The 14383-nt window shown below is 63.6% G+C and carries 16 protein-coding genes; 1 reads left to right on the forward strand and 15 read right to left on the reverse strand.

Annotation, left to right across the window (positions count from 1 at the left end; translation table 11 throughout):
• Positions 1-26 precede the first annotated feature (26 nt).
• From nrdE to rpmB, 15 genes are all read right to left on the reverse strand, one after another.
• Positions 27-2168, reverse strand: coding sequence for a class 1b ribonucleoside-diphosphate reductase subunit alpha (gene nrdE / locus ACF07D_RS05920; RefSeq protein ID WP_391504359.1), 2142 nt, complete (start codon positions 2166-2168; stop codon positions 27-29).
• Positions 2168-2569 (reverse strand): class Ib ribonucleoside-diphosphate reductase assembly flavoprotein NrdI, encoded by a 402-nt coding sequence (nrdI, locus tag ACF07D_RS05925; protein WP_119282669.1) that lies wholly within the window; start codon positions 2567-2569, stop codon positions 2168-2170. The genes nrdE and nrdI overlap by 1 nt, the downstream gene beginning before the upstream one ends.
• A gap of 20 nt (positions 2570-2589) precedes the next feature.
• Positions 2590-2823, reverse strand: coding sequence for a glutaredoxin-like protein NrdH (gene nrdH, locus ACF07D_RS05930; protein WP_119282668.1), 234 nt, complete (start codon positions 2821-2823; stop codon positions 2590-2592).
• A gap of 384 nt (positions 2824-3207) precedes the next feature.
• Positions 3208-3621, reverse strand: a complete 414-nt coding sequence (locus tag ACF07D_RS05935) for a hypothetical protein (protein WP_391504261.1) — start codon at positions 3619-3621, stop codon at positions 3208-3210.
• Between the two features lie 55 nt (positions 3622-3676).
• A complete protein-coding gene (gene rlmH, locus ACF07D_RS05940) occupies positions 3677-4135 on the reverse strand; it encodes a 23S rRNA (pseudouridine(1915)-N(3))-methyltransferase RlmH (protein ID WP_391504262.1) in 459 nt (152 codons plus the stop codon).
• Complete coding sequence (locus ACF07D_RS05945; protein WP_391504263.1) at positions 4132-5361, reverse strand: pyridoxal phosphate-dependent aminotransferase; 1230 nt, start codon at positions 5359-5361, stop codon at positions 4132-4134. The genes rlmH and ACF07D_RS05945 overlap by 4 nt, the downstream gene beginning before the upstream one ends.
• A gap of 29 nt (positions 5362-5390) precedes the next feature.
• Positions 5391-6251 (reverse strand): hypothetical protein, encoded by an 861-nt coding sequence (locus ACF07D_RS05950; RefSeq protein WP_391504264.1) that lies wholly within the window; start codon positions 6249-6251, stop codon positions 5391-5393.
• Positions 6248-6946, reverse strand: coding sequence for a response regulator (locus ACF07D_RS05955; RefSeq protein WP_391504265.1), 699 nt, complete (start codon positions 6944-6946; stop codon positions 6248-6250). Before ACF07D_RS05955 ends, ACF07D_RS05950 begins: the two co-directional genes overlap by 4 nt.
• Positions 6934-8268, reverse strand: a complete 1335-nt coding sequence (locus ACF07D_RS05960) for a sensor histidine kinase (protein WP_391504266.1) — start codon at positions 8266-8268, stop codon at positions 6934-6936. The genes ACF07D_RS05955 and ACF07D_RS05960 overlap by 13 nt, the downstream gene beginning before the upstream one ends.
• Positions 8269-8409: 141 nt before the next feature.
• Entirely contained in the window at positions 8410-10278 is a 1869-nt protein-coding gene (locus ACF07D_RS05965) for an ABC transporter ATP-binding protein (protein ID WP_391504360.1), read from the reverse strand.
• A gap of 115 nt (positions 10279-10393) precedes the next feature.
• On the reverse strand, positions 10394-11890 hold the full coding sequence (locus ACF07D_RS05970; protein WP_391504267.1) for a DHA2 family efflux MFS transporter permease subunit: 1497 nt from the start codon (positions 11888-11890) through the stop codon (positions 10394-10396).
• Between the two features lie 77 nt (positions 11891-11967).
• Positions 11968-12246, reverse strand: coding sequence for an HU family DNA-binding protein (locus ACF07D_RS05975; protein ID WP_042544305.1), 279 nt, complete (start codon positions 12244-12246; stop codon positions 11968-11970).
• Between the two features lie 272 nt (positions 12247-12518).
• Positions 12519-12824 carry a 30S ribosomal protein S14 gene (gene rpsN / locus ACF07D_RS05980; RefSeq protein ID WP_042544304.1) on the reverse strand — a complete coding sequence of 102 codons (306 nt, stop codon included), beginning with the start codon at positions 12822-12824 and terminating at the stop codon, positions 12519-12521.
• 2 nt (positions 12825-12826) lie between these two features.
• Positions 12827-12994 (reverse strand): 50S ribosomal protein L33, encoded by a 168-nt coding sequence (gene rpmG / locus ACF07D_RS05985; protein WP_119282662.1) that lies wholly within the window; start codon positions 12992-12994, stop codon positions 12827-12829.
• On the reverse strand, positions 12994-13230 hold the full coding sequence (gene rpmB, locus ACF07D_RS05990) for a 50S ribosomal protein L28 (protein WP_119282661.1): 237 nt from the start codon (positions 13228-13230) through the stop codon (positions 12994-12996). The genes rpmG and rpmB overlap by 1 nt, the downstream gene beginning before the upstream one ends.
• 205 nt (positions 13231-13435) lie before the next feature.
• On the opposite strand from rpmB, the gene ACF07D_RS05995 reads away from it, so the two are divergent.
• Complete coding sequence (locus ACF07D_RS05995; protein ID WP_391504268.1) at positions 13436-14377, forward strand: rhodanese-related sulfurtransferase; 942 nt, start codon at positions 13436-13438, stop codon at positions 14375-14377.
• Positions 14378-14383 lie beyond the last annotated feature (6 nt).

A 14383-nucleotide genomic window follows, 5' to 3' on the forward strand; every position in this document is an offset into this window, starting at 1 on the left:
GACGCCCCGTTCTTGCTCGCGAGGAGTTACAGCATGCAGCTGACGCACTCGGTCATGTCAGTGCCCTCGAGCGCGAGCTGGCGAAGGCGGATGTAGTAGATCGTCTTGATGCCCTTGCGCCATGCGTAGATCTGCGCCTTGTTGATGTCGCGCGTCGTCGCCGTGTCCTTAAAGAACAGCGTCAGCGAGAGACCCTGATCGACGTGCTGCGTTGCCGCTGCGTAGGTGTCGATGATCTTCTCGGGGCCGATTTCGTACGCATCTTCGTAGTACTCGAGGTTGTCGTTCGTCATGAACGGCGCCGGGTAGTACACACGACCGAGCTTGCCTTCCTTACGGATCTCAACCTTCGAGGCGATCGGGTGGATCGAGCTCGTCGAGTTGTTGATGTAGGAGATCGAGCCGGTCGGCGGCACAGCCTGCAGGTTCTGGTTGTAGATGCCGTGCTCCATGACGCTTGCCTTCAGCTGGCGCCAGTCTTCCTGCGTCGGGATCGCAACGGCCGCGTCGGCGAAGAGCTCGCGAACGCGCTCGGTCGCGGGCTCCCACACCTCGTCGGTGTACTTATCGAAGAACTCGCCCGACGCGTACTTCGAATCCTCGAAGCCGCCGAACACCTGCTTGCGCTCAATCGCGATCTTGTTCGACGCCGTGAGCGCGTGGAACAGCACCGTGTAGAAGTAGATGTTCGTGAAGTCGATGCCTTCTTCTGAACCGTAGTGGATGTGCTCGCGAGCGAGGTAGCCGTGCAGGTTCATCTGGCCGAGGCCGATGGCGTGCGACTGGGCGTTGCCGTCTTCAATCGAGCGCACCGAGCTGATCGAGCTCATGTCACTCACTGCGGTCAGCGAGCGGATCGCAAGGTCGACGGTCTCGCCGAAGTTGCCGCCGTCCATCGCCATGGCGATGTTCATCGAGCCAAGGTTGCAGGAGATGTCCTTGCCGATGTCGCGGTAACTGAGGTCCTCGTTGTATGTGGTCGGGGTGTTGACCTGCAAGATCTCAGAGCAGAGGTTCGACATGTTGATGCGGCCCTTGATCGGGTTCGCCTTGTTCACCGTATCTTCGAACACAATGTACGGGTAGCCCGACTCGAACTGCAGCTCAGCGACCGTCTGGAAGAAGTGACGTGCACTGATCTTCGTCTTCGAGATGCGCGAGTCGTTGACCATTTCGTAGTAATGCTCGGTCACCGAGATGTCGCCGAATGGCACACCGTAGACCTTCTCAACGTCGTACGGCGAGAAGAGGTACATGTCCTCGTTCTTCTTCGCGAGTTCGAAGGTGATGTCGGGTACGACGACACCGAGCGAGAGCGTCTTGATACGGATCTTCTCGTCAGCGTTCTCGCGCTTGGTGTCGAGGAACTTCATGATGTCGGGGTGGTGGGCCGACAGGTAGACCGCGCCGGCGCCCTGACGCGCACCGAGCTGGTTCGCGTAGCTGAAGCTGTCTTCGAGGAGCTTCATCACGGGGATGATGCCCGACGACTGGTTCTCGATCTTCTTGATCGGGGCGCCCGCCTCGCGAATGTTCGAAAGCGAGAGCGCCACGCCACCGCCGCGCTTCGAGAGCTGCAGCGAGGAGTTGATGCCGCGCGAGATCGACTCCATGTTGTCTTCGACACGGAGCAGGAAGCAGGAGACGAGCTCGCCGCGCTGCGCCTTGCCCATGTTCAAGAACGTCGGGGTCGCCGGCTGGAACCGGCCGGAGATCATCTCGCGCATGAAGCCGCGCGCGAGCTCCTGGTCACCCTGAGCGAGCCCGAGCGAGACCATCACAACGCGATCTTCGAAACGCTCGAGGTAGCGCTTGCCGTCGAACGTCTTCAGCGCGTACGACGTGAAGAACTTGAACGCTCCGAGGAACGCGGGGAAGCGGAACTTCAGTGCGTATGCCTCGTCGGTGAGCTGCTCGATGAACTTCGTCGAGTACTGGTCGAGCAGTTCCTTCTCGTAGTAGTCGTTGTCGATGAGGTAGCGCAGGCGCTCCTCGAAGTTGTGGAAGAACACCATGTTCTGATTGACGTGCTGCAGGAAGTACTGCCGCGCGGCCTCGCGATCCTTGTCGAACTGGATCTTGCCGTCTGCGTCGTACAGATTGAGCATCGCGTTCAGCGAGTGGTAGTCCATCTCGCTGATCTTCGACGATTCAAGCCCCGGCTCCATCACTGCTGTTTCCAAAACTTTTCCAATCCTTCTTGGACGGCTGTCACATCGTCCGGTGTTCCAAAGAGTTCAAATCGATACAGGAAAGGGACCTGGCATTTGCGGGCGATAATGTCGCCCGCAATGCCGTAGGCCTCTCCAAAGTTAGTGTTGCCCGCCGCCATCACGCCCCGAATCAGTGACCTGTTCTGCTCGTCGTTGAGGAACTTGATCACCTGTTTCGGAACCGCACGGAGGGCGGGTCCACCACCATAGGTTGGCACGAGCAGCACATATGGTTCTGTGACCTGCAAGTGCTCTTCTCGCGCATACAGCGGAATGCGTTTCGCGGGGACACCGAGCTTCTCGATGAAGCGGTGCGTGTTCCCCGAGACGCTGGAGAAGTACACCAGATTGCTCACGGCGACCTCACACCCTCGCGTTAGAGAAGTCGACCAGCAAGCTCCGCGATCTTGTCGGGGCGGAAGCCCGACCAGTGCTCGTCGTCGGTCACGACAACCGGCGCCTGGAGGTAACCAAGCTCCTTGACTGCCTGCAGCGCCGCCTCGTCCTCAGAGAGGTCGTGAACTTCGTATTCGATGCCCTTGCTGTCGAGAGCGCGGTAGGTTGCCGTGCACTGAACGCACGACGGCTTGGTGTAGACCGTTACTGCCATTTTTATGCCCTTCCCTCAAAAGTCTCAGCTCGTGTGAGCCACAACATCTAGTGAACCACACCGAGGCCGACCACAAGATGATGTAGTTACACCGATGTAGTTTTCCACGGCCTTTCCACCGAATTTTTGGTCGATCTGGGGACAACTTTTGGCTCGTTTCCGCCCTCGCCCGATGGTTATCCACAGGCTGGGGAGGCAAAAAGAATTTTCATCCACCCCACCCTCTCGGCGTGTCGGAGACGAAGCTAGTCCTCTGTGTAGTGAAACACCAATGAGGCCCCTTTTATGCCCGTATCAAGGCGCGACGAGAGGCTCGATTTTGACCCCAGCGTCACGTGCGCTGACCCCGCTGCGGGCGGCGTCGCCGCCGATAAACGCCAGCGCCTAGTCGACCGCTATCGGCCACAACAGCTCCGTCCCATCGGGCTGGAACCAGCGCAGCACGAGCATCGCATCGTGCGCCGCGATCGCCTCGTCAGCACGAGCCCCGCGGACCGCAACCCGAATGCGAGAGCCGGGATGCACAGTCGTCGGTAATGACAGCCCGAGCATCCCTGCCCCAGATAGGGCGAAGCGCACCGAGTGAGCGACCTCTGCCCCGCAATGCTCGATCTCAATCACACCGAGCCGTCGCCGCACAACGTTCCATGGCACCGGCACAGCATGCGGGGTGCTGCCCGACTGATCGGAGCCCCCAGGGCCGGAGCCAGAACCGAGCTCGGGGCTCGCCCTCGCCCCACTCGCAGACGCGAGAACGCGCGCGGGCATCGTTCTGGTGCTGAGCCGGAAGGGTGACATGCGGTGAGGCTACAGGGGGCCTCAGACACTCGACGGGCCCGCCGGTCACAGCCGGCTACACGTGATGGTACGGACGGCCTGCGGCGATCTCCTGCGCCCTGTAGAGCTGCTCGGCAAGGATGAGCCGCACAAGCTGGTGCGGAAACACGAGCTTCGACAGGCTCCACACGAATTGAGCACGACTCCGCACGCTGTCGTCGACCCCATAGGCGCCGCCAATCACTATGACGACATGCTTGCCCTGTCCAAGCGCTCCCTGCAGCCGATCGGCGAGCGCCGGTGAGTCGACATTTGCGCCGCGCTCGTCGAGTAGCACGAGAAACGCATCACGGTCGACCCGCTGGAGAATCCGCTCAGACTCCTCTACCCGCGCAGCATCGCCATCTCGGGCGGAGTGCGGAAGCAACTGCCACGACACGTCGAACGGCTTACGCAGCCGCTTCTCATATCTGTCTATGCCGTCCTTCACCCAGGCCTCGTGCTTCTTGCCGACGGCGAGCACCTTGATGCTCACGGCACTCGCACCGTGCCAAGGTACTCGGCGATCCGCCCGATCGCTTCCTCGAGCACCGATACTTCGGGGAGCGTCACAAACCGCAAGTGATCCGGCGTCGGCAGGTTGAACCCCCGGCCGTTTGTTACGAGCACTCGGGTTGCGCGAAGCAGGTTGATCACAAACGCCTGGTCGTCCTCGATGGGGTAGCGCTCGGGGTCGAGGCGCGGGAACAGGTACATGGCGCCACCCGGCAGTTCGCATGTCACACCGGGAATCTCGGTGAGCAGTCGGTGAGCGACGTCTCGCTGCTCGAGGAGTCTCCCGCCGGGGGCGCACAGCGTATCGATTGACGACTCGATCTCGAGCGCGACAGGGATCGCGTACTGCGCTGGGGCGTTTGAACACATGCGCATGTTAGCGAGTAGCGTGAGCCCCTCAAGGAAGTCGGCGGCGCGCCCCCTGTCGCCCGACGCGACTACCCAGCCGGCACGATACCCGGCGACGCGCTGAGCTTTGGAGAGCCCGCTGAACGTCAGGCACAGCGTCTCGGCCACGTGCAGGGCCGCGTGTTCGTGAGTCGCGCCGTCGTACAGGATCCGGTCGTAGATCTCGTCGGCCATAAGAACGAGCCCGTGCCGTTCGGCAAGCGCCGCAAAGCCGCGAACGAGCTCCGGCGAGTACACAGCACCCGTCGGGTTGTTCGGATTAATGAGCACGATGCCCGTGGTCCGTGGGGTGATGAGCGCCTCGATCTCGGCGAGGTTCGGCATCCAGCCGTTTGACTCGTCACACGGGTAGTGCACCGCGCGGCCGCCCTGCAGCGTGACTTGCGCGGTCCACAGCGGGTAGTCAGGGGCGGGAACGAGGATCTCATCGCCGCGGCTCACAAGCGCCTGCAGCACGAGCGAGATGAGCTCGCTCACGCCGTTGCCGAGGTACACGTCCTCGGGGCTGACGTCGGCGACGCCAATCGCGGTGTAGTGGTTCGCGACTGCCTCGCGGGCGGGCAAGATCCCACGGGAGTCAGTGTAGCCCTGCGCGTGCGGGAGCGCGGCCCGCAGTGCCTCGACGATCTCCGGCGGCGCCTCAAATCCGAACGGGGCAGGGTTGCCGATGTTGAGTTTGAGGATCTGTTCGCCGCCGCGTTCGAGCCGCTCCGCCTCCTGGAGGATCGGCCCGCGCACGTCGTAGCGTACGCCGGCGAGCTTACTGGACTGAGTAATCTGTCGCGTCTTCGAGCTCACGGGCCGAGTTTACTCCCCTCAGTGGCGGGCTATCTTGTCGCGCGGAGCAAAATATCGCCGAGTTCCACTTGCGCAGAGATCTTGTGAGGCGCACCAGGGGTGGTCGTGAGGCGGTTCTCGATCGTCCCGATGCCGCCCCGCTGCACGACGTCGTACACGCCGTCTGGCACCTCAAGCGAGATGGACCCCGCGCTCACGTTCAGGCCAACGTCGACAGGCTGCGCGCCGGTGAGTCGCAGATCGAGATCGCCGAGCGACACGTCGGCGTCGACTGTCTGAACGTCCGAGAGTTCGCCCTGCACCGTACCGACGCCGACGGTCGCGTTCAGGCTTGTCGCAGAGCCAGAGACTGTCGCCTCGCCGGCGTCGACCTTCAGGTTGAGCTCGCCGAACCTCCCTGCCGCCTGCACCTCACCGACCCCGACCCGAATGTCAGCGTCGATGGTGCGGTCTGCGAGCTCGTTCGGCAGCGTAAGCGTCGCCTGAACGTGCTGGCCGCGGTTGCTCGGGCACACCCCAAGGAAGCAGAAGCCCGAGCGGTCGACCTTCGGCGCCCGCACGGTGATGCTGTCACCAGCACGGTCCAGCTCCCACTTGTCGGCAGAACCCCCGCGGGCTTCAAGCGTCGCTCCCTCAACCGCGCCAAACTGGAGGGTGAGTTCCGCGACGCCAACGTTGAGGTCGAGGTCCGTGACCCCGGTCGCGTCAATCATCGTTCCCGCCGCGGACTGCGACAGCTCCACCCGCTGCGATGACAGCGCCATGCCGACAGCCGCTGAGGCCCCGAGCCCGAGAAGGACAACGCCGCCGACAACGGCCGTGACAATCCCGACGACGCCGAGCCCGCGCTTGGGTGAAGCCGGACCTGTGGGTGCAGGGTGCATGGTCATGAGGTGAATCCTGTCTGTGAAATGTGCGTGGTGGTGGCACCGGGGCCACCAGTACTTTGCAGGTGAGCGATCGCCGCGAGCACCCGACGGTTGCCCGACTCGTCTTGGTCAAGCTCAAGTTTCTGGAAAATCGCCGTGATGTGCTTCTCAACGCTCGCCTCTGAAACGAACAGTTGAGCCGCAATCGCCTGGTTCGATCTGCCCTCGGCGAGCACCGCAAGCACGGTCCGCTCACGAGCTGTCAGGCGCTCCATCTTTGCGTCCTTGCTTCGCCTCGTGAGCAGCTGAGCAACGACCTCTGGGTCAAGTACGGTGGCGCCGCCAGCAATCCGATCGATAGCCTGGGCAAACTCCGCGACGTCTGCGACACGATCCTTCAGCAGGTATCCGAACGCCCCGCCATGTCCCGAAATGAGCTCGCTCGCGTACCGCTCCTCAACGTACTGCGAGAGCACAAGCACAGGCAGCTGCGGGTGTCGCGCACGCAGTTCGAGGGCGAGTCTGATGCCCTCGTCGGTGAACGTCGGGGGCATCCGAACGTCGAGAATGCAGAGGTCCGGGCGATCCTGATCGACTGCTTCAGCCACCCCGATCGTGTCTGCGAATGCGCCGACAACCTCGTGGCCCGAATGCTCGAGCAACCGCACGAGCCCCTCACGGAGCAGAACCGAGTCCTCGCAAATCAGGATGCGCACGGGACACTCACCTCCAGCGACGTCGGGCCGCCGAGCGGACTATCGAGCCTGAACGTGCCACCCGCAGCGAGCACGCGGTTGGTGATGCCGTCGAGGCCTCCACCGGGGATCACGCGGGCGCCACCAACGCCGTTGTCCTCAACCCTCGCCCACAACGTCCCCGTGTCACGGAGGCGGACGGTGACGCGCACTTCGCGGGCGCGCGAATGCTTCGCGGCGTTCGTCAGTGACTCTGCGATGACGAAGTAGACCGCGGTCTCGGCTTCGCGACTGCACCTACCCTCGAGCCGCACGTCAAGGGTCACCGGCACGTGAGACCGACCCGCGAGAGCCGACAGCGCCGCGTCGAGGCCGCGATCGTCGAGCACAGACGGGTTGATCCCGCGCGCGAGCTGACGCAGCTCAGTGATCGCTGCCTTCGTCGACGTGTGAGCCTCCGCGATGAGCGCCTTCGCGCTATCCGGGTCGGCATCGATCTGCTGCTGCGCAAGGCCGAGCGTCATGCCGACCGACACCAACCGCGGCTGCACTCCGTCATGCAGGTCTCGTTCGAGACGCGTCCGCTCGAGGTCCGCGGCACGCACAGCTCCAGCGCGCTGCTGCTCCGACAACTCCGCTGCCGCTTGCAGGTGCTCTGCCTCGGCGCCAGCACGGGCGATCCAGACCGTGAGCACCCTGTGCAGCAGCGCGAGCCCGACCATCGCCGCCGCGCACAGCACCGCGACGACCGCGAACGCAAACCACGGAAGATCAGCGATGAACGGAGCGAGAAGCAGCCCAGAGTTTGGGTGATACTCGACCGCACCGCCAGTCGCCGTCAGGATCGCGGCAGAAACGCCCCACACCAAGTTTTGCGCGCAGATGAGAAAGAACAGTCCGAGAAAAGTCGCGACCGCGAAGCTCGCGATCGCCTGCCACATGCGGCCCTCTACAAACTGTGCCCACATCATGCGCAGGAAGCCACCAAACCCAGGCGCATGCTGCTGTACGGCGCGGAGCGGCGGAATGCCGAGAGCGTAGAGCCCATCGACACGCTCAGTCTCACACCAGGCGGCCCCGAACAGCACGTAGACGAGGGCGATAAGAAACAGCAGGCCGATGCCGAACACCAGTGTCAGGCCAAGCCCGACGCCAAGCAGCGCAAACACTGTGACGAAGAGGGCCCACCCCAGCAGTCCGAGCGCTGCGAGGTGCAGCATGGTGAGCGCGATCCTCAACGGGGGCTTCTCCCCCTGGGGGCGCTTCGCTGCTAGCTGCGTGCCGGCCGCGGGCCTCGCTGCGGCGGGTGAGTGAGGGGCAGATGCCCAGGGCTCGCTTGTCATACTCCTACGTTAGAGCGCGCACGCGAGTACCCCTACCCCGCTGGCCCGAGAACCGTGGTCGGGTTTTCCCTACCCTGCCGCAACGCGCGGCGCCAGGCCGGGCGCTGCGGCATGGAGGATGCGCACCGCGCGCCAGCCGCGCTAGCTCTGCTGCGCGTAGAGCTCGGCGTACGCCCCACCCATCGCGAGCAGCTCCCCGTGCGTTCCCTGCTCGAGAATGCGGCCCGCGCCGAGCACGAAGATCCGATCCGCGCCTTCCACAGTCGAAAGCCTGTGCGCGATTGCCACGGTCGTGCGCCCCTCGCGCGCGTCGTCGAGTGCCCGCTGCACAATGCGCTCGTTGACGGTGTCGAGTGCGCTCGTCGCCTCGTCGAGCACGAGCACTCGCGGATTCTTCAGCAGTACGCGCGCGATTGCGATGCGCTGCTTCTCGCCGCCCGAGAGCCGGTACCCGCGCTCTCCGACAATCGTCTCGTACCCGTCCGCGAACGAGACGATCGTGTCGTGGATATTCGCAAGCTTCGCCGCTCTCGCCACCTCTTCGTCAGTCGCGTCGGGCTTCGCGTAGCGCAGGTTGTCTGCGATGGAGGCATGAAACAGGTAGGGCTCCTGCGTGACAACGCCGATGCGATCCATCAGCGCTTCCTGCTTGAGCTCGCGCACGTCGTCACCGCCGTAGGTCACCGACCCACCGGTCACGTCGTACAGTCGCGGGATCAGCGAGCCGATTGTCGTCTTACCTGATCCTGACGCGCCGACGAACGCGACGAATTCGCCGGGTTCAATGACGAACGAGACGTTGTCGATCGTTGGTCGGTCGTCTGGCCCAGCATCGGGGTAAGCGAATACAACGTCATCGAAGACGATACGGCCAGCCCGGCCCGGCTCCTCGGTCGGTTCGAGGGCGTCAGGCTTGTCGACGATCTGCGGCGTGAGGTCGAGATACTCGAAGATGCGCGCAAACAGGGCGCTCGAGGTCTGCAAATCGAGAGCGACACGCATGAGCGCCATCAGCGGGAACAGCAGCCGCGACTGGATCGTGGTGAATGCGACGATCGTGCCGGCGGTGATGCCTGCGTCGAGGCCCTGACCGGTCGCGCGTTCGATGAGCCAGCCCGACACGAGGTAGACGATCGCTGGGACCGCTGAGAGGAAGACGTTTACGAGCGCGAAGAAGACCTGGCCGCTCATCGCCTGCTTCACCTGAAGTGCAATCTGATTGCGGTTCTCGCTCGCGTAGCGCTCTGTTTCGGTGCTCTGGCGGGAGTACGTTTTCGCGAGCAGCACGCCCGAAACTGACAGCGCCTCCTGCGTGATTGCAGTCATCTCTGACAACGACTCCTGCGTTTTCCCGGCGATCCTGGCGCGCACCTGGCCGACCCGACGCTGCGCGATGACGAGCACTGGCATCAAGATGAGTGCGATGATCGTCAGCTTCCAACTGAGCAGAATCATCGCCACAGCCGCCGCGATCACTGTCACGGTATTGCCGATCACGTTCGAGACTGTGTTTGTCAGCACGTTTGCGACGCCGCCGACGTCGTTCTGCAGCCGCGATTGGATGATGCCTGTCTTGGTGCGGGTGAAGAACCCGAGTTCCATCGACTGCAGGTGCGAGAACAGCTTCACCCGCAGATCACCCATGACCCGGTTACCGACGCGGGCGGTGAAGTAGGTCTGTACGACGCCGATGAGTGCCGAGACCACGAAGACGACGATCATCGCCCCAACGAGCCAGGTGAGCACTGGCATGTTCGGTCCGCTGCCGTCGACGGGGAACAGCCCGTCGTCGAAGACCCGCTGGGTGATGAGCGGCGGCATGATGCCGAGCGCCGCCGAGATCAGTACGAGCACGACGATGATGCTCAATGGGCCGCGGTAGGGCTTAAAGAGGTCGGCGATCCTGCGCCCAAGGTTCGCGACCTTCGGAGCGGCCTCGTTCAGCTTCCGCTGTGCCTCGAAGTCACCGCCAGATACCCTGCCCCCGCGGCCACCGCCGCCTCCACCCATGCTCATGAGTTGAGCGTACCTGCAGGCGGCTCGAATCGTCGCTATGTCGTGCGATCAACTTTCGGGCGCACTGTTCAGCCCGGCCTGGCGGGCGCCCACGCGCTGCGTCCGGGTCTTAGCTCGCCTCGGTCGGGCCATCGACGACCCCGACAGGCCCGGTCCTTGGCGGGCGCGGAGCGAACAGCAGCGTGAGCGCCGCACCGATCGCGATCACCGCGACCGGAAGCAGGATCGACTGCCCCATCGCGGCCGCAAATCCGTCCTGTAGCTGCGGCGGCAGCTGCCCTCCGGCGCCGCCCACCGCAGCCCCGTCACCAAGTTCGGCGGAGAGTCGGGAGGCCATGAGCGCCGTGATCGAGGCCGAGCCGAGCACCGCGCCGACCTGTCGGCTCGTGTTGTACACACCTGAGCCGGCGCCGGCGAGCTCGAGCGGCAGATTGAATGTCGTGATCGCCGACAGCGGCCCCCACATTCCGGCGTTTGCGACGCCGAGGATTGCGCTCGGAATGAGCAGCAGCCAGATCGGGGTGCCGGGCTTCAGCATGACGAAGTACAGGAGCATCCCAGCCGCGAGCAGCAGCAGGCCCGCTGTGGCAATGCGGCGCGGGTCGCCGCGGTCGATCAAGATCCCGGCAGGCCGCGCGAGCGCCGCCGACAGCACCGCCATCGGCACGAGCATGAGCGCCGATTCGGTCGGGGTAAGGCCGCGAACGAGTTGGAAGAAGAACATCAGTGGCATGCTCATGCTCGTCACCGCGAAGCCCACCGTGATGATCGTCGACGTGCCGACGGAGAAGTTGCGGTCGCGGAAGATGCGAAGCGGCAACAGCGGCTCACCGCGCTGTACGCGTTGCCACCAAATGAACAGCCCGAGCACGACGATACCGACGCCGATGAGCAGCCAGACGGAGATCGGACCCCAGATCTGCCCCCAATCGAAGTTCTCGCCCTCTTGAATACCGAAGACGACGAGGAACATGCCGACCGCGCTGAGCACGACGCCGAGCCAGTCCATCCGATGCGCGTGCGTTTCGAGCCTCGGCACGTACTTCAACGCGAGCACGAACGCGACAACCGCGACAGGCACGTTGATGAAGAAGATCCACTCCCACCCGACTGAGTCGATGAGGAACCCGCCAAGGATAGGTCCGACAAGCGTCGCAACGCCGGCGGTGATTCCCCAGACAGCCATCGCCTGGCCACGCTCGCGGGGTGCGAAGATGCGGGTGATCACCGACATCGTCTGCGGTGTCATGAGCGCCGCGCCGAAACCTTGGAAGACGCGCGCTACAACAAGTGCCTCGATCATCGGCGCGAGGCCGCACGCGAGCGATGACACAGCGAAGACGGTGAGTCCGATGAGGTACACACGACGCGGGCCGAACCTGTCGCCGAGCCTGCCGGTGATGAGCAGCGGGACTGCATACGCGAGCAGGTAGGCGCTCGTCGCCCAGAGCGTCGCCGTCATGTCCGTATTGAGGCTCTTCATGATCGTCGGGTTCGCGACAGACACGATCGTCGTGTCGATGAGGATCATGAAGAATCCGAGGACGAGCGTCCAGAGCGCGGCCCACGGGCGAATCTCTGACGGGTCAGTAAAGTTCTTGCGCACCGCACTAGCTTACGCCTCGAAAAACGACGAACCCCCGCGCCGGCGGCAGCCGGGCGGGGGTTCGTGAAAAGCGAAAGCTACTTCACGGCAGCCTTGAGCTTCGAGCCAACCGACACCTTGACGCGCTTGCCAGCGGGGATGTCGATGGTCTCGCCGGTGCGCGGGTTGCGGCCGGTACGAGCAGCGGTGGTCGCGGTCTCGAACGAGAGCCAGCCGGGGATCGAAACCTTCTCGCCTGCAGCGACAGTCTCGGAAACAGCCGCGAACAGGCCGTCGAGCACGTTCGAAACTGCTGCCTGGCTCTGGCCAGTCTCAGCGGCGATCTTTGCGACGAGCTCAGTCTTGTTGAGTGCCATGTTGTGTCCTTTCAGGGCGGTGACCGTTGGCCTGCCGGCCCCTGATCTATTCGGGGTGTCACCTCCGCTAAGAGGTTCCGATCAGTTTGATCGGTATGAATCTACCCTACGTTTGCCAAAAAGCGGCGCGATTACGCGGATTTCTTTGGACTGCGTGTCGTATTCGCTATTGGAGAACACTTCGGGAAGACGTGCAGAGGGGCGAGACCGATCAGAAACTGATCAGTCCCGCCCCTCTGAAGATGCGGTGCTACCGGCTTACAACCGAGCGATTACCAGCTCGACTTGGTGATGCCGGGGAGCTCGCCACGGTGTGCCATGTCGCGGAAGCGAACACGCGAAACACCGTACTTCGTCAGCACGCCACGGGGGCGGCCGTCGATGACGTCGCGGCTCCGAACGCGCACGGGCGACGCGTTGCGGGGAAGCTTCTGCAGGCCCACACGAGCAGCCTCACGGCTCTCATCGGTGCCGTTGGGGTCAATGAGCGCCTTCTTGAGCTCGAGACGCTTCTCAGCGTAACGCGCAACAATCGCCTGGCGCTGCTTGTTCTTCGCAATCATGCTCTTCTTAGCCATGCTTAGCGCTCCTCTCGGAATTCGACGTGCTTACGGATAACCGGATCGTACTTCTTGAGCACGAGGCGATCGGGGGTGTTACGACGGTTCTTCTTGGTCACGTAGGTGTAACCAGTGCCTGCCGTCGAACGGAGCTTGATGATCGGACGTACGTCCTTATCCTTAGCCATTAGAACTTCACCCCACGCTTCTTCAGGTCAGCGACCACAGCCTCGATGCCACGGGCATCGATAACCTTGATGCCCTTAGCCGACAGGGTGAGGGTCACCTTGCGGCCGAGCGAGGGCACGAAGTAGGTCTTCTTCTGGATGTTCGGATCGAACCGACGCTTGGTGCGACGGTGCGAGTGCGAAATGTTGTGTCCGAAGCCGGGAACGGCGCCGGTCACCTGGCACACTGCTGCCATGATGTTTCCTCTCATACCGTGAGACCGGACGGCCTCACCCAAGATTTCTTGTCTGCGGGACCCGCCGAGGCAAGCCTCCGGTAACGGTTCCTGCGGTGCGTGCACTGGGACGGCGCACGACCAAGGGTCAAGCTTACGCGAATCTGACCGACAGCGCAACGCGCCCGGGAACCCGCACACATGTCAACGACGTACCATGGAGGGTGTGAGCCACCCAAAGATCCTGCTGTACTACGCGTTTGCCCCCGTCGCCGACCCCGAGGCTGCGATGCTGTGGCAGCGCGAACTCTGCGAGTCCCTCGGCCTGCGCGGCCGCATCATCATCTCCAAGCACGGCATCAACGGCACCGTCGGCGGCGAGATCGACGCGTGCAAGCAGTACCTCAAGCGCACCCGCGAGTACGGCCCCTTCTCGGGCCTCGATGTGAAGTGGAGTGAGGGGACTGGCTTCGTCGCGACCGAACCGACGCTCCTCAAGGGCGTCGATCGCAGCGTGCCGTGGCAGGCAATCTCCGACTTCCCGAAGCTCAGCGTGAAGGTGCGTGATGAGCTCGTCGCGTTCGGTATCCCCGAGGAGACCGTCGTTGACGAGAACGGCGTCGTTGGCGGCGGCGTGCACCTCTCGCCCGAGAAGGTGAACGAGCTCGTCGCCGAGCGCGGTGACGACGTCGTCTTCTTCGACGGCCGCAACGCGTGGGAGGCCGAGGTCGGCAAGTTCAAGGGCGCCATCGTGCCTGACGTGCGCACGACTCACGACTTCATCGCACAGATCGAATCGGGTGCGTTCGACGACATCAAGGGCAAACCTATAGTCACCTACTGCACCGGGGGCATTCGCTGCGAGATCCTCTCAGCTGCGATGGTCGCGCGCGGCTTTGAGGAGGTCTACCAGATCGACGGCGGCATCGTCCGCTATGGCGAGGCCTTCGGCAACGACGGCCTCTGGGAGGGCTCGCTCGCGGTCTTCGACGGCCGCGAGACGATGGACTTCGCGCCCGGAGCGGCGGTGATCGGCGTCTGCGCCGAATGCGGCGCCCCCACAGCCAACCTCGTCGACTGTGCCGAGAACTCCTGCCGCACGCGCTTCGTTGCCTGCGCGTCGCACGGTGCGCCCCGCTGCGAGGCGCATCTGCTCACGCCCGCGTAGGCGTAA

The organism is Leucobacter sp. NPDC015123, from assembly GCF_043080205.1.
Taxonomy (GTDB): Bacteria; Actinomycetota; Actinomycetes; order Actinomycetales; family Microbacteriaceae; genus Leucobacter; species Leucobacter aridicollis_A.

Excerpts from the sequence above, each read along its gene's own strand:
- ACF07D_RS05960 (WP_391504266.1), bottom strand. The coding sequence starts at position 8,268 with ATGACAAGCGAGCCCTGGGCATCTGCCCCTCACTCACCCGCCGCAGCG.
- ACF07D_RS05935 (WP_391504261.1), bottom strand. The coding sequence starts at position 3,621 with ATGTCACCCTTCCGGCTCAGCACCAGAACGATGCCCGCGCGCGTTCTC.
- rpmB (WP_119282661.1), bottom strand. The coding sequence starts at position 13,230 with ATGGCAGCAGTGTGCCAGGTGACCGGCGCCGTTCCCGGCTTCGGACAC.
- ACF07D_RS05965 (WP_391504360.1), bottom strand. The coding sequence starts at position 10,278 with ATGGGTGGAGGCGGCGGTGGCCGCGGGGGCAGGGTATCTGGCGGTGAC.
- rpmG (WP_119282662.1), bottom strand. The coding sequence starts at position 12,994 with ATGGCTAAGGATAAGGACGTACGTCCGATCATCAAGCTCCGTTCGACG.
- ACF07D_RS05975 (WP_042544305.1), bottom strand. The coding sequence starts at position 12,246 with ATGGCACTCAACAAGACTGAGCTCGTCGCAAAGATCGCCGCTGAGACT.
- nrdH (WP_119282668.1), bottom strand. The coding sequence starts at position 2,823 with ATGGCAGTAACGGTCTACACCAAGCCGTCGTGCGTTCAGTGCACGGCA.
- ACF07D_RS05950 (WP_391504264.1), bottom strand. The coding sequence starts at position 6,251 with ATGACCATGCACCCTGCACCCACAGGTCCGGCTTCACCCAAGCGCGGG.
- nrdE (WP_391504359.1), bottom strand. The coding sequence starts at position 2,168 with ATGGAGCCGGGGCTTGAATCGTCGAAGATCAGCGAGATGGACTACCAC.
- rpsN (WP_042544304.1), bottom strand. The coding sequence starts at position 12,824 with ATGGCTAAGAAGAGCATGATTGCGAAGAACAAGCAGCGCCAGGCGATT.